The organism is Streptomyces sp. NPDC053493 (assembly GCF_044544825.1).
Classification (GTDB): Bacteria; Actinomycetota; Actinomycetes; order Streptomycetales; family Streptomycetaceae; genus Streptomyces.
Genome location: NZ_JBITXS010000016.1, coordinates 18,695 through 33,364, shown reverse-complemented (window position 1 = coordinate 33,364; position 14,670 = coordinate 18,695). Strand labels below are relative to the sequence as shown.

The 14,670-nt window shown below is 73.2% G+C and carries 11 protein-coding genes; 4 read left to right on the top strand and 7 right to left on the bottom strand.

Features of this window, described 5'->3' with window-relative positions:
* Nucleotides 1-165: 165 nt before the first annotated feature.
* From ACIGO8_RS31205 to ACIGO8_RS31185, 5 genes are all read right to left on the bottom strand, one after another.
* A complete protein-coding gene (locus ACIGO8_RS31205) occupies nucleotides 166-1,629 on the bottom strand; it encodes an aldehyde dehydrogenase family protein (protein ID WP_399737659.1) in 1,464 nt (487 codons plus the stop codon).
* A complete protein-coding gene (locus tag ACIGO8_RS31200; protein ID WP_399737657.1) occupies nucleotides 1,626-3,353 on the bottom strand; it encodes an amidohydrolase family protein in 1,728 nt (575 codons plus the stop codon). Before ACIGO8_RS31200 ends, ACIGO8_RS31205 begins: the two co-directional genes overlap by 4 nt.
* Before the next feature lie 174 nt (nucleotides 3,354-3,527).
* The gene (locus ACIGO8_RS31195) at nucleotides 3,528-4,652 is read right to left on the bottom strand and encodes an LLM class flavin-dependent oxidoreductase (protein ID WP_399737655.1); all 1,125 of its coding nucleotides are present in this window, start codon (nucleotides 4,650-4,652) and stop codon (nucleotides 3,528-3,530) included.
* Nucleotides 4,653-4,752: 100 nt separating this feature from the next.
* A complete protein-coding gene (locus ACIGO8_RS31190) occupies nucleotides 4,753-5,514 on the bottom strand; it encodes an SDR family NAD(P)-dependent oxidoreductase (RefSeq protein WP_399737653.1) in 762 nt (253 codons plus the stop codon).
* Between the two features lie 13 nt (nucleotides 5,515-5,527).
* Nucleotides 5,528-6,448 (bottom strand): TIGR03619 family F420-dependent LLM class oxidoreductase, encoded by a 921-nt coding sequence (locus tag ACIGO8_RS31185; RefSeq protein ID WP_399737651.1) that lies wholly within the window; start codon nucleotides 6,446-6,448, stop codon nucleotides 5,528-5,530.
* Between the two features lie 189 nt (nucleotides 6,449-6,637).
* On the opposite strand from ACIGO8_RS31185, the gene ACIGO8_RS31180 reads away from it, so the two are divergent.
* Both ACIGO8_RS31180 and ACIGO8_RS31175 read left to right on the top strand, forming a co-directional pair.
* A complete protein-coding gene (locus ACIGO8_RS31180) occupies nucleotides 6,638-7,111 on the top strand; it encodes a DUF2690 domain-containing protein (RefSeq protein ID WP_399737649.1) in 474 nt (157 codons plus the stop codon).
* 58 nt (nucleotides 7,112-7,169) lie between these two features.
* Entirely contained in the window at nucleotides 7,170-7,646 is a 477-nt protein-coding gene (locus ACIGO8_RS31175) for a DUF2690 domain-containing protein (protein WP_399737647.1), read from the top strand.
* 94 nt (nucleotides 7,647-7,740) lie between these two features.
* Here ACIGO8_RS31175 and ACIGO8_RS31170 read toward each other — a convergent pair whose 3' ends face one another.
* Nucleotides 7,741-8,958 carry an amidohydrolase family protein gene (locus ACIGO8_RS31170; RefSeq protein ID WP_399737645.1) on the bottom strand — a complete coding sequence of 406 codons (1,218 nt, stop codon included), beginning with the start codon at nucleotides 8,956-8,958 and terminating at the stop codon, nucleotides 7,741-7,743.
* Between the two features lie 178 nt (nucleotides 8,959-9,136).
* Between ACIGO8_RS31170 and ACIGO8_RS31165 the strand changes: the two genes are divergently transcribed.
* A complete protein-coding gene (locus ACIGO8_RS31165) occupies nucleotides 9,137-12,229 on the top strand; it encodes a BTAD domain-containing putative transcriptional regulator (protein ID WP_399737643.1) in 3,093 nt (1,030 codons plus the stop codon).
* Nucleotides 12,230-12,447: 218 nt separating this feature from the next.
* Complete coding sequence (locus ACIGO8_RS31160; RefSeq protein WP_399737641.1) at nucleotides 12,448-12,645, top strand: hypothetical protein; 198 nt, start codon at nucleotides 12,448-12,450, stop codon at nucleotides 12,643-12,645.
* 419 nt (nucleotides 12,646-13,064) lie between these two features.
* On the opposite strand, the gene ACIGO8_RS31155 is transcribed toward ACIGO8_RS31160, so the two are convergent.
* Entirely contained in the window at nucleotides 13,065-14,603 is a 1,539-nt protein-coding gene (locus ACIGO8_RS31155; RefSeq protein ID WP_399737639.1) for a FadD3 family acyl-CoA ligase, read from the bottom strand.
* Between the last annotated feature and the right edge of the window lie 67 nt (nucleotides 14,604-14,670).

Sequence of the window (14,670 nt, the reverse complement as noted above, 5' to 3'; positions counted from 1 at the left end):
GCGAATCCGGACATGCACCAATGATTGAAAGATCGACTAACGGCGCGGCCCGACCAACCGGTAGGCACGTCGCCGAGTGTCCGATATGCGGGAACCGCAGCACTGCCCCAAATGTCCGTTTTCAAATTTTCCCAAGGAATTTTTCGAGGCCCTCCGGCAGCGGGTTCAGCCGGGCCACACCACCGCCTGCAGTTCGCTGTACGCGTGCAGCGCGTAGGAGCCCACGTCCCGCCCCACACCGCTCTTCTTGAACCCGCCGAACGGCGCCTCCATGTTCCGGCCGATCGTGTTCACGCCGACGCCGCCGGCCCGCAGCCGGCCCGCCACACGGAAGGCGCGGGCCACGTCGCCCGACCACACGTAGTCGATCAGCCCGTAGTCGCTGTCGTTCGCCAGCGCCACGCCCTCCTCCTCGTCGTCGAAGGGCACCACCACGACCACCGGGCCGAAGATCTCCTCCCGCACCACCCGCATCTCGGAGGTGCAGTCCGCGAGCAGCGTCGGCGCCACGTAGAAACCGCAGTCGAGACCGGGCCCGGCCGGCCGCTCGCCGCCCGCCACCACCCTGGCGCCCTCCTTGCGCCCCAGCTCGACGTACGCCTCCACACGGTCGCGGTGCGCCGCCGAGATCACCGGGCCGACCACCGTGCCCCGCTCCGCCGGATGCCCCACCTTCAGATGACCGGCGTACGCGGCCAGCTGCGCCACCAGCCGGTCGTGGATCCCGCGCTGGGCGAGGACGCGCGTCGGAGCCGTACAGATCTGCCCGCTGTAGAAGGAGAACGTCGTCCCGATGCCCATGACGGCCGCGTCCAGGTCGGCGTCGTCGAAGACCAGCGCCGCGCCCTTGCCGCCCAGCTCCATCAGCTGCCGCTTCAGCTGCCGGCCGCACACCTCGCCGATCGCCTGCCCGACCGCCGTGGAGCCGGTGAACGAGACCATGTCGACCGCCGGCGAGTCCACGGCCGCCTCGCCCACGGCGGGCGCCGAACCGGTCACCACGTTCACCACTCCGGCCGGGACGCCGGCCTCGTCGAGGGCCCGGGTCATCGCGTACACCGACAGCGGGTCCTGCGGGGCCGGCTTCACCAGCACCGTGTTGCCCATCGCGAGCGCCGGGGCGATCTTGCCGGCCGGGTTCGCCCAGGGATTGTTGTACGAGGTGATGCAGGTGACCACGCCGACCGGGCGCCGCACCGCCACCGCCCCGAACACCCCGGCCCGGCCCATCGGGCCCGCCTCGTTGATCTGCGGCGGCAGCGCCTGCTCCACCGGCTCGAGCGCGCCGCGCGCGTAGCGGCGGAACCGGGAGGAGCCGACGGCCACCTGCATCCCGCGGGCCGTCGCCGTCGTCGCGCCCGTCTCGGCCCGGGCCAGCAGGGTGTTCGCCTCGGCGTCGCGGGCCATCAGGTCCGCGGCCCGGTCCAGGATCGCGGCCCGCTCCTCCGGCTTCGTCCGCGACCAGGTCGCGAAGGCCGCGCGGGCCGCCTCGGCCGCCTCGTGGACCTGCGCGCGGGAGGCCTCGGGCGCCAGGCCCACGACCTCCCCGGTGGCCGGGTCGGTCACCTCGTAGTGCCCGCCGTCGGGCTCGACCCACTCCCCGCCCACGTAGAGCCGCTCGGTCCTCATCGGGTGCTCACCGTCCTCGTGTCGCGGCCCGAGCGCAGCACCCGGCCCGGGACCGCGCCCGTGACCCGGTCGTCCCGTACCGTCTCCACGCCGTTGACCCGCACCGACACGATGCCGACCGCCCGCGAGTCCAGGCGTGGGCTGTCGCCCGGCAGGTCGTGCACGAGCGTCGCCGGGCCCGCGTCGATCCGCTCCGGGTCGAACAGGACGAGGTCGGCGTGGTGGCCCTCGGCGATCCGGCCGCGGCCGCGCAGCCCGAAGAGCCGGGCCGGGTCGTCGCTGAGCATCTTCACGGCCTGCTCCAGCGGCACCAGCTTCCGGCCGCGCAGACAGTCGCCGAGGAAGCGGGTGGTGTACGGCGCCCCGCACATCCGGTCCAGGTGCGCGCCCGCGTCGGAGCCGCCGAGCAGCACGTCCTCGTGCCGCCAGGTCTCGCGGCGCAGCGCCCAGGAGGCCGGGTCGTTGTCGGTGGGCATCGGCCACAGGACGGTGCGCAGGTCGTCGTTGGCGCAGATCTCGACCAGGCACTGGAAGGCGTCCTGGCCGCGTTCGGCGGCGATGTCCCGAACGACCCGCCCGGTCAGGCCGTGGTTCTCCTTGCTGTACGTGTCGCCGATGACGTAGCGGTCGAAGTGCGCGAGCCGTCGGAAGACGCCTGCTTCCTTGGAGTCGGCGCGGCGCAGCATCTCGGCCCGGACCTCGGGGTCGCGGAGCCGGGCGATTCGCTCGGGCACGGGCAGGGCGAGGATCTCGCCCCAGCCCGGGATGAGGTTGAGCGCGCAGAAGGTGCCGAGCGACATGTTCATGGGCGTGAGGATCGGCATGGTGAGCGCGACGATCCGGCCGCCGGACGCGCGGGCCCGCTCGGACGCGAGGAGCTGGCGCGGGACGCGCTCGGGGACGGCGGCGTCGATGGTGAGGACGTTCCAGTTGAGGGGCCGGCCGGCGGCGGCCGTCATCTCCACGAAGAGGTCGATCTCGGCGTCCGAGAACTGGTCGAGGCAGCCGGCCAGGATCGCCTCGATCTGGGTGCCCTCGTGCTCGCCGACGGCCCGGGACAGGGCGATCAGCTCGGCGGGCGTCGCGTGGCGGGAGGCGACGGGAGCGCCGTCGCCGTCGGAGTGGGTGGCGGACTGGGTGGTGGACAGGCCCCAGGCGCCGGCCTCCATGGCGTCCTTCAGCAGGTCGACCATCTGCCGCAGCTGCTCGGGCGTGGGCTGCCCGCCGACGGCGTCCGGCCCCATGACGTAACGCCGCAGGGCGCAGTGGCCGACCATGAAGCCGGCGTTGACCGCGATCCGCCCTTCGAGGGCGTCGAGGTACTCGGCGAACGACGACCAGGTCCAGTCGACGCCCTCCTCCAGGGCCGCGAGGGCCATGCCCTCGACCTTCGACATCATCCGGCGGGTGTAGTCGGCGTCCTCGGGCCGGCCGGGGTGGAGCGGGGCGAGGGTGAAGCCGCAGTTCCCGCCGGCGACGGTGGTGACGCCGTGGTTCATGGAGGGCGTGGCGTAGGGATCCCAGAAGAGCTGGGCGTCGTAGTGGGTGTGCGGGTCGACGAAGCCGGGCGCGAGGACGAGCCCGGTGGCGTCCTCCTCGGTGCGGGCGGCGGCGCCCGGCTCGGCGAGGACGATCCGCCCGTCGCGTATCCCGACGTCGGCGACGAACGCGGGTGCGCCGGTGCCGTCCACGACGGTGGCGCCCTTGATGAGGTGGTCGAGCATGGCGTCCCTTTCCTGCGCGGGTTGCGGTGCGGGTGCGATGCGATGCGGCTCTACGTGGGTGCGCCCCGGCCCGGAGGCCGCCGCGGAACGGCCTCCGGCCGGGGCCGGTACGGGACGACGGTCCGGGAAGACACCGCCCCGCGCTCGAGGTGCGGGGCCGGCCGGCCCCGGGGCTCAGCTCCCCGCGGCCTGGCGGAAGCGGGTGGTGCGGTGGACCGGGTCGGTGTCGATCTCGGGGATGACGTGCTCGCCGATGAGCTTGATCGTGTTCATCGTGTCCTCGTAGGAGATGCCGATCGGCAGGCCGAAGGACAGCTGGTCCGCGCCCGCCTGCTCCCACCGCTTGCACTGGGCGAGCACCTCGCTCGGGTCGCCGCAGATCATCAGCTCCTCCTGGATGAGGAGCTCGATGATCTCGGCGGAGTACTCGGGCAGGAGCTCCGGCCACTCCGGGACGCCCTCGGGCCGCGGGAAGGTGTCGTGGTAGCGGAAGAGCAGCGACTGGAGGTAGTTCAGGCCGCCGCCGACCGCGATCTCGACGGCCTTGTCGTGGGTCTCGGCGCAGATCGCCGTCGAGGTGACCATGACGTTGTCGTTGACGAAGTCGCCGACGGCCTTGGCCTCCTTGATCGCGGTCTTGTAGGACTCGACGACCCACTCCATGTCGGAGACCTTCTGCACACTGAAGCCGAGGACCCCGAGCCCCTTGCGGCCCGCCATCGCGTACGAGGACGGCGACCCGGCGGCGTACCACATGGCCGGGTGGGACCTGCCGTACGGCTTGGGCAGGACCTTGCGCGGCGGGAGCGACCAGTGCTTGCCCTGGAAGCCGGCGTAGGTGTCCTGGAGCCACATCTTGGGGAACTCGGCGATCGTCTCCTCCCAGATCTCCTTGGTGTGGTTCATGTCGGTGATGCCCGGCATGAACCCGAGGATCTCGTGGGAGCCGGCGCCGCGGCCGGAGCCGAACTCGAAGCGGCCCTGGGAGAGGTGGTCGAGCATGGCGACCTTCTCGGCGACCTTCACCGGGTGGTTGACGGGCGCCAGCGGGTTGAAGATGCCGGAGCCGAGATGGATGCGCTCGGTGGCGTGGGCGAGGTACCCGAGGTAGACGTCGTTGGCGGAGAGGTGGGAGTACTCCTCCAGGAAGTGGTGCTCGGAGGCCCAGGCGTACTTGAAGCCGGACCGGTCCGCCTGGATGACGTACTCGGTCTCCTCCATGAGGGCCTTGTGCTCGGCTTCGGGATCGGTCTCGGCGCGCTTGCCGACGTATCCCTGTACGAAGATCCCGAATTCCAAGGGAGTTCACCGTCCTCGAAGATTTCTGACGCCTCGTCAGATTCGTTGATGTGCCCGACTTTCGCACCGTGCGACAGGTGCGTCAATACCTGATGGAGCGTCAGAAAAGCCTGACGCCGGCCAGCCAGCCGCCGTCGATGACGAACGGCTGGCCCGTGATGTACGCCGAGTCGTCGGACGTCAGGAAGAGCGCCAGGGCCGCCACCTCCTCCGGGCGGCCGATCCGCCCGAGCGGCACGAGGCTGCGGTAGAGCTCCGCCGTCGCCGCCGGATCCACGCCCTCCGGATTGCTCATCGGGGTGTCGATCGCGCCCGGGCAGACGGCGTTGACCCGGATGCCCCTGCCGGCCAGCTCCAGGGCCGCGACCCGGGTGAGACCGAGCACGGCGTGCTTGCTCGCCGCGTAGGCCCCGACGCCCGCCATGCCGGTCACGCCGGTGTACGAGGCGGTGTTCACGATCGTGCCGCCGCCGGCCGCCTCGATCTCGGGCGCCACCGTGCGGATCCCCAGGAAACAGCCCACCTGGTTGACCTGCGTGATCGCCTGGAACTCGGCGAGCGGCGTCGACACCAGCTCGTTGAAGCGCAGGATGCCCGCGTTGTTCACAAGGCCGTCGATCCGCCCGAAGCGCTCCGTCGCCGCGGCCACGGCCGCCGCCCAGTCCGCCTCGCTCGTCACGTCGAGGTGGACGTACGCCGCCCGCTCCTCGCCCAGCTCCTTGGCGAGCGCCTCGCCCGGCGCGTCCAGGACGTCCGCCAGGACCACCTTCGCGCCCTCGGCGGCGAACAGCCGCGCCTCCTGCTCGCCCTGCCCGCGCGCCGCGCCCGTGACGACGACGACCCGCCCGTCCAGCTTGCCCATGTGTCCGACTCCTCTAGGTGAGATGCACGGCGACCTCGGCGGCGAAAGCGGCCATCTGGTCGGTGAGTTCGGTACGGCTCCGGGAGCGGAACCGCACCTGGATCTGGTGCACGCCCATCTCTCCGTAGGCGCGCAGCGACTCGGCGAGCACCTCCGGCTTGCCGCTCAGGGTGCGCCGGCCGGTGTCCCAGCCGGGCTCGCCGACGTACAGCGCCTCGGTGATCGCGCCGACGGTCAGCGGGGCCTCGATCCCGGCCTCCTCGCGCAGCCGCCGCAGCCGCGCGATCTGACCGGGGAGCCGGTCGCGCGGGTCGCCCTGCGGCAGCCAGCCGTCGCCCTTGAGCGCGGCCCGGCGCACGGCGGCGGGCGAGGAGCCGCCGACCCAGACCGGGACCCGGTCCTGGGCGGGCCGGGGCAGCTGGCCGAGGTCACGGAAGGAGAAGCGGGGACCGCTGTGCTCCGGGTACTCCTCGGGGCCGAGCGCGGCCCGCAGCGCGTCGATGGTCTCGTCGAGCACGCCGCCGCGCCCGGCGAAGTCCGCGCCGACCGCCTCGAACTCCTCCTGGACGTGCCCGGCGCCGACCCCGAGCACCAGGCGGCCGCCGGAGAGGTGGTCGAGGGTCGCGTACGCCTTGGCCGTGACGAGCGGGTGGCGCAGGCCCACGACGGCGACGTGGGACAGCAGCCGGACCCGCTCGGTGGCGGCGGCGAGGTAGGCGAGGGTGGCGACCGGGTCGTACCAGACGGTGCTCATCGCTCCGGCGAGCCGGCGCGGAACGGCGACGTGGTCGCAGCTCGCGACGTAGTCGAAGCCGTGCGCGTCGGCGGCGCGGGCGACGGCGAGCAGATCGGCGGGGCCGGCGGCGGCCTCCCAGGACTCGGCGTAGAGGGTGCTCTGGGACTGGACCGGCAGCTGCATCCCGTAGACCACCATGGGACTCCCCTATCTGACGCATCGTCAGTTCAGTTCGAGGAGGCCCATGCTGTCCGCTGACGGACCATCAGGCAAGGGGTGCGGCGGCGGCCCGTACGAGGTGTGCGCATTCGTCCAAGACGCCCGCCGGCCCGGACCCGCACCCTGACTCCGGCACCCTTCCCGCCTTCCACACGACCGGAGACGTCCATGCGTACCCTGCTGCGCCGCACCGCCCAGGCCGGCACCGCCCTGCTCCTCGCCGCCGGCGCCCTCACCCTCACCGGCGGCTCGGCCCAGGCCGCCACCTACGACGGCAGCGACCCGGCCTCGCTCGGCTGCGGCGGCACCACCAGCACCGTCCAGTCGGCCGCCATGACCGACCCGCACGGCAACCGCCTGGGCACGCTGGAGCTGCGCTACAACTCCGGCTGCCGCACCGCCTGGGCCCGCATCACCATGGACTACACCCAGGACGCCTGCGGCACCTCCTCGGCCGGCGTCGCCTGCCCCAAGGCCTGGGTGATCCGCAACTCCGACGGCCGCAGCTACAACTGCACGGTCTCCGCGGGCAACCGCAGCTGCTACACGCCGGTGGTCAACGACGCGGGCGTCAGCTCGTACGCCCAGAGCTACACCGACACCGCGGGCGGCACCAAGTACACCCGCACCGGCAGCTACTAGCCCACCCCCGGCTCCCGGGCCCCTTCCTCCTCCCGCCTCCTCACGACCGGAGAACTCCATGCGCACGCTGCTCCGCCGCACCGCCCAGGCCGGCACCGCCCTGCTCCTCGCCGCCGGCGCCCTCACCCTCACCGGCGGCTCGGCCCAGGCCGCCACCTACGACGGCAGCGACCCGGCCTCGCTCGGCTGCGGCGGCACCACCAGCACCGTCCAGTCGGCCGCCCTCTACGACCCGGGCTTCGGCTCCCACCTGGGCACGGTCGAGCTGCGCTACAACTCGGGCTGCCGCATCACCTGGGCGCGCATCACGCTCGACTACTCCCAGTTCGACTGCGGCAACGCCTCGGCGGGCAAGGCCTGCGCCCAGGCGAAGGTCGTCCGCAACTCCGACGGCCGCAGCTACGGCTGCACGGTGTACCCGGGCAACCGCAGCTGCTACACGCCGGCGGTCAACGACGCGGGCGTGACCTCGTACGCGGAGGGCTTCACCGACACCGCGGGCGGCATCAAGTACACCCGCACCGGCAGCTACTGACGGACGACGGCCCCCGGGGCCGGCTCAGCGGCCGATCCCGGGGCCGGTCCGGCGGCGGGTCCGGGGGCCGGCCCGGCGGTCCCCGGGCGTGGCCTCACGGCCTCCAGAGGCCGTCCTCGGTGAGCCCGAGCAGCTCGATGGCGTTCCCGCGCACGATCCTCTCGACGACGTCCGGCGCCAGATGGCCCATCTGGGCCTCGCCGACCTCCCTCGACTTGGGCCAGGTCGAGTCCGAGTGCGGGTAGTCCGTCTCGTAGAGGACGTTGCCGACCCCGATGGCGTCCAGGTTGCGCAGACCGAAGGCGTCGTCGAAGAAACAGCCGTAGACGTGCTCGGCGAAGAGCTCCGACGGCGGGCGCAGCACCTTCTCCGCCACACCGCCCCAGCCGCGGTTCTCCTCCCAGACGACGTCGGCGCGTTCGAGGATGTACGGGATCCAGCCGATCTGGCCCTCCGCGTACATGATCCTCAGGTTCGGGAAGCGCTCGAACTTGCCGCTCATCAGCCAGTCGACCATCGAGAAGCAGCAGTTGGCGAAGGTGATGGTGGAGCCGACGGCGGGCGGCGCGTCGGCGGAGGTGGACGGCATGCGGCTGGACGAGCCGATGTGCATGGCGATCACGGTGCCGGTCTCGTCGCAGGCGCGCAGGAACGGGTCCCAGTGGTCGGTGTGCACCGACGGGAGCCCGAGGTGCGGCGGGATCTCGGAGAAGGCGACGGCGCGGACGCCGCGGGCCGCGTTGCGCCGCACCTCGGCGGCGGCGAGCTCGGGATCCCAGAGCGGGATGAGGGTGAGCGGGATCAGCCGGCCGTGCGCCTCGGGGCCGCACCACTCCTCGACCATCCAGTCGTTGTAGGCGCGGACGCCGAGGAGACCGAGTTCACGATCGGCGGCTTCTGTGAAGGTCTGGCCACAGAACCTGGGGAAGGTGGGGAAGCAGAGCGCGGACTGGACGTGGTTGACGTCCATGTCCGCGAGCCGCTCGGGCACCGCGTAGGAGCCGGGCCGCATCTGCTCGTAGGTGATCACCTCCAGCCGGATCTCGTCGCGGTCGTAGCCGACGGCGGTGTCCAGCCGGGTGAGGGGCCGGTGCAGGTCCTCGTAGACCCACCAGTCACCTATGGGACCTTCGTCCCCTTTGGCGCCCATCACCGGAGCGAACTTTCCGCCCAGAAAGGTCATTTCCTTCAGGGGCGCGCGCACGATCCGGGGCCCGGTGTCGCGGTAACGGGACGGGAGCCGGTCCTGCCAGACGTGCGGGGGCTCCACGGTGTGGTCGTCCACCGAGATGATCTTGGGGAAGCTCTCCATGCGCTTCACGGTAGCGCCGATCTGACGATCCGTCAGCTAGCGTGCGGTGCGGAGCGCGCGCAGCGGCACCGCGACGGCCCGGCGGCGACGCCGGATCGGCCGACCCGATGCTGACGCGCGCCCTCCGGACAAGGCAGACTGTCTTGGGCGAAACCAGCGGTACGGGCAGGGGGAGCTAATGGACCGTGAGAACGGGCCGCGAGTTCCGGGGCAGCGGACTCCGGCGACGGGCCCCGGCCGGACCGGCACCGGGCCGGCCGACGACCCACGCCCCGGCGCGGACGTGGTGCCCGGCAGCGGCGCGGCCGCGGCGGCAGGCGCGGGTCCCGCCGGCGACGTGGTGCCCGGCAGCGCCGGCCGCGCCGGCGCGGAACCGGCGGGCGGGCTGTGGTTCGGGGTGCTCGGGCCCGTGCGGGCCGCGCGGGGCGGAGAGGCGCTGCCCACCGGCTCGCCCCAGCAGCGGGCCCTGCTCGCCGCGCTGCTCCTGCGCGACGGCCGTACCGCCACCGCCGCCGAGCTCATCGACGCCATCTGGGGCGACGACCCGCCCTCCCAGGCGCTCGCCGCCGTCCGCACGTACGCCTCCCGGCTGCGCAAGGTCCTCGATCCCGGCGTCCTCGTCAGCCAGTCCGGCGGCTACGCCATCCGCACCACCGCGCTCGACCTCACCACCGCCCACGAGCTGGCCGCCGAGGCGGAGAAGCTGCGGGCCGGCGGGCACCGCGCCACCGCCCGCGAGCGGCTCAACGAGGCCCTGGCCCTGTGGGACGGCGAGGCCCTCGCATCCGTGCCCGGCCCGTACGCCGAGACCCAGCGCACCCGCCTGGAGGAGTGGCGGCTCCAGCTCCTGGAGACCCGTCTCGACCTCGACCTCGAGGTCGGGGCGCACGCCGAAGCCGTCTCCGAACTGACCGCGCTCACCGCCGCCCACCCGCTGCGCGAACGCCTCCGCGAGCTGCTGATGCTGGCGCTGTACCGCTCCGGGCGGCAGGCCGAGGCGCTCGCCGTGTACGCCGACACCCGGCGGCTGCTCGCCGACGAGCTCGGCGTCGACCCGAACCCCGAGCTGTCCCGGCTCCAGCAGCGCATCCTCCAGGCCGACGCCGAACTCGCCCTGCCCGTCGAGGAGCAGGCCCCGGCCGCGGCGCCGCTCGCCCGGCCCGCCCAGCTTCCCGCCACCGTGCCGGACTTCACCGGCCGCGCCGCCTTCGTACGCGAGCTCGGCGGCCGGCTCGTCACCGCCGAGGGCTCCGTGATGGCGGTGTCGGCGCTCGCCGGCATCGGCGGCGTCGGCAAGACCACGCTCGCCGTGCACGTGGCCCACGAGGCGCGCCCGCACTTCCCGGACGGGCAGCTGTACGTCGACCTCCAGGGCGCCGGTTCGCGGGCGGTCGCGCCCGAGACGGTCCTCGGCGCGTTCCTGCGGGCCCTCGGCACGCCCGACTCGGCGATCCCCGACTCCCTCGACGAGCGGGCCGCGCTCTACCGCTCCACGCTCGACGGCCGCCGGGTGCTCGTGCTCCTCGACAACGCCCGTGACGCCGCCCAGATCCGGCCCCTGCTGCCCGGCACGGCCGGCTGCGCGGCGCTGGTGACCAGCCGGATCCGCATGGTCGACCTGGCCGGCGCGCATCTGGTCGACCTGGACGTGATGTCGCCGGAGGAGGCGCTCCAGCTCTTCACCCGGATCGTCGGCGAGGAGCGGGTGCGGGCGGAGCGGGAGGCGGCGCTCGACGTGGTCGCGGCCTGCGGCTTCCTGCCGCTGGCCATCCGTATCGCCGCCTCCCGGCTCGCCGCGCGGCGCACCTGGACGGTGTCGGTGCTGGCCGCCAAGCTCGCCGACGAGCGGCGCCGCCTGGATGAGCTCCAGGCCGGCGACCTGGCCGTGAAGGCGACCTTCGAACTCGGCTACGGCCAGCTCGAACCGGCCCAGGCCCGTGCCTTCCGCCTCCTCGGCCTCGCCGACGGGCCGGACGTGTCGCTCGCCGCGGCCGCCGCGATGCTGGCGCTGCCGGAGTGGGAGACGGAGGACCTCCTGGAGGCCCTGGTCGACACCTCCCTCGTCGAGTCCGCCGCGCCGGGCCGCTACCGCTACCACGACCTGGTCCGGCTCTACGCGCGTGCGTGCGCGGAACGTGACGAACAGCCGCCGGCGGAGCGGGAGCAGGCGCTGTCGCGGCTGCTCGATTTCTACCTGTCGACGGCGGCCCAGGTCTACGCGATCGAACGCCCCGGTGACCGGACGGTGGACCACCTGGAGACCACGGAGCGGGCGGGGCTGACCTTCGCGGACCCGGGCCAGGCCCTGGACTGGCTGCACGCCGAGGCGGACTGCGTCCTCGCCTGCGCCCAGCAGTCGCTGGCCCGGCCGTTCCTGCGCCGGGCGGTCGACCTGCTGATGGCGGCCAAGGACCTGGCGGAGTCGGGGGTGAACTCGCACCGGTACGAGATGGCCGCGAAGGCCGTCCGCGACGCCGCCCGTGCCTTCGGCGACGCCCGTTCGGAGGGCCGCGCCCGCGCCACCCTGAGCCAGGTGCACAGCACGGCCGGCCGGTTCGAGGAGGCCGCCGAGGAGGCCCGTCTCGCCGACGAGCTGAGCCGGGTCTCCAAGGACCCGTGGACGCTGGCGAACGCGCCCAACGAGCGCGGCATCCTCGCCCTGTACGAGAACCGGCACGCCGACGCCGAGGCGTACCTGTCGAAGGCGCGGGAGGCGTTCCGGGCCGACGCCAACCATCCGGGCGAGGCGAGCGCGCTGTGCAACCTCTCCCGGGTGCACCTGGCCACCGGCCGGGTGGGCGAGGCCGTGGACCTGGCGATGCAGGGCATCGCCATCTACGAGGCGGCCGACAGCGGGTCGGCGCTGCGTCTGGCCAACGGCAAGTACGCCCTCGGCCTCGCCCTCACGGCGGCCGGCCAGACCGCCCAGGCCGCGGCCGTCCTCCACGAGGCGCTGGCCGTGTTCCAGGAGAGCCGCCAGCAACTGTGGCACGGCATGACCCTGTTCCGGATCGCCGAGGTGTTCCTCGCCGACCGCCGGCACGCGGCCGCCGCCTCCAGCGCGGAGCAGGCGCTGTCGGTGCTGCACGGGATCGGCGGCGACTGGCGGCGTGCGAACGTGCTGACCGTGCTGGGCCGCAGCCTCGCCGGACTCGGCCAGACGGACCGCGCCCGGGTCTGCTGGGGCGACGCGCTCGCCGTCTTCGAGGGCCTCGCCTCTCCCGAGGCGGACGGCGTCCGCGCCCTGCTCCACCCGGCCGCGGCGGCCTGACCGGCACCGCGTCGGGCCGGGCCGGTCGTTCATCATTCGTTTATCGCGGCACGACACTCTTGTCGTTGTCGATCCGTCGCGTCGGGGGGCAGACGAATCGGCACGGGGCCTCACCGTTAAGGTGATCGGCTTTGGACGTCCGCCCGGCGATTCTCGGGGGAGTTGCCGGGCGGACGGCCCTTCCATCCGCCTGTCCGACGATTTCAGGAGTCGACTCCATGGCCGACAACCTCAAGCCCGCTGACTCGCACGCCACCGGCGAGGACCTCACCACGATGGACTCCCACGCCACCAGCGAGCCCATCAAGCCGCTGGACTCGCACGCCGGCGTCACCACGCTGGACTCGCACGCGACCAGCGAGCCGATGAAGCCGGTCAAGCCGCTCGACTCGCACGCCACGGGCGAGACGATCTGACGACAGGCCCGGAAGACAGCACCACAAGGACCGCACCACACGGGGACGGTTCCGGCGACGCCATCGGGGGAGTTGCCGGGGCCGGGCGGGGCCGGACGGGGCGTGGGCTCGGGGGACGCCCGAGGGGACCAGGGGGAATCCTCGGGCACGGCCCGCGTACCGTACGGACCGCACAGGAGGGGCCGGGCCGAGCCGCCCGGCCCCTTCGGCGTGGGCCGGGGCGGGCGTCGTCGACCTGACGGATTCGCGCCATCCGGTTCGTACTCGCGTTCGGTGTCGGACATGATCGGTCACGGCCCGGAGCGGCAGGTGGTGGGGACCGCCGGTCGTGCCGGGTCGTGCACGCCACGCGCGCGCAGGGGGGAGGGCCCGTGCCGGGAGACCGGCCCGGGCCCTTTGGGCTGCGCCGGCGGGGACGCCTACGCGCGCTCGCGGAGGGCGGCCTTGAGGACCTTGCCGCTCGCGTTGCGCGGGAGCTCCGCCACGAACTCGACCGCCCGCGGCACCTTGTAGTTGGCCATCTCGCGGCGCGACCAGGCGATCAGGTCGTCGGCGGTGACGCGCGCGCCGGGGCGGCGCACGGCGAAGGCCTTGCCGACCTCGCCCAGCCTCGGGTCCGGGACGCCGATGACGGCGACGTCGGCGATGTCGGGGTGGAGGCCGAGGAGCTGTTCGATCTCGGCCGGGTAGGCGTTGAAGCCGCCGACGATGAACATGTCCTTGATCCGGTCGGTGATGCGCAGGTTGCCGGCCTCGTCCAGGACGCCGACGTCGCCGGTGTGCAGCCAGCCGTCCTCGTCGATCGCCGCGGCCGTCGCCGTCTCGTCCTCGAAGTAGCCGCGCATCACGTGGAAGCCGCGCACCAGGACCTCGCCGGACGGCGACAGGCGCACCTCCGTTCCGGGGATCGGGCGGCCGGAGGTGCGCGCGATCACCTCCGCCGGGTCGCCGCGGCGGCACATCGTGACGATGCCGCTCGCCTCGGAGAGGCCGTACGCCGTGAGGACGGTGGCCACGCCGAGTTCCGCCCGCAGCCGCTCGACGAGCTGGAGCGGGACGACGGCGGCGCCGGTGACGACGAGCCGGAGGGTCGACAGGTCGTGGGCGCCGCGGGCCGGGTGGTCGAGGAGCGACTGGTGGAGCGTGGGCGGGCCGGGCAGCACGGTGATCCGCTCGGCGGCGATGTTGGCGAGGACGGTGTCGACGTTGAAGACGGGCTGCGGGACCATCACCGCGCCGCGCTGGAGGCAGGCGATGACACCCGCCTTGTAGCCGAAGGTGTGGAAGAAGGGGTTCACGATCAGATAGCGGTCGCCCTCGCGCAGTCCGGCGAGCTCGCTCCACACCGCGTAGCAGCGCAGGGTCTGTTCGTGGGTGATCACCGCGCCTTTGGGCCGGCCCGTGGTGCCGGAGGTGTAGATGATGTCGGAGGTGTCGGACGGGGCCACGGTGGCGGCCCGCGCCGCCACCTCGGCGGCGCCGGTTTCGTTCCCCTCCGAGAGGAACGATTTCCAGGTGGTGTAGCCGGCCTCGTCCGGCGCCGTGTCGCCGAACACCACCACCCGCTCCAGGTCGGGGAGTTCCACGCCGGCCCGCCGCAGCGAGGCCACGTACGAGGTGCCGAGGAAGGTGCCGGTGACGAAGAGCAGCCGGGCGCGCGAGCGGGCCAGCACGTCGGCCGCCTCGGTGCCCTTGAAGCGGGTGTTCAGCGGGACGAGCACCGCGCCCGCCGTGACGGCGCCGAGCGCGGAGACGATCCAGTCGAGGGTGTTGGGCGCCCAGACCGCGACCCGGTCCCCGGCCCGTACACCGGTGGCGAGACAGGCGGCCGCCGCCCGTTCGACCCGCTCGCCGAGCTCCGCGTACGTGACCCGGGTGCGGCCGTCGACGACGGCCTCGCGGTCGCCGTACCGCTCGGCCGACCAGCGCACCAACTCCGGTATCGAGCCGTACTCCATCGTCCACCCCTCCCGTAGCTGACTATCCGTCAGATTAGCTGTAGCCTGACGCGCTGTCAGCAAGGAC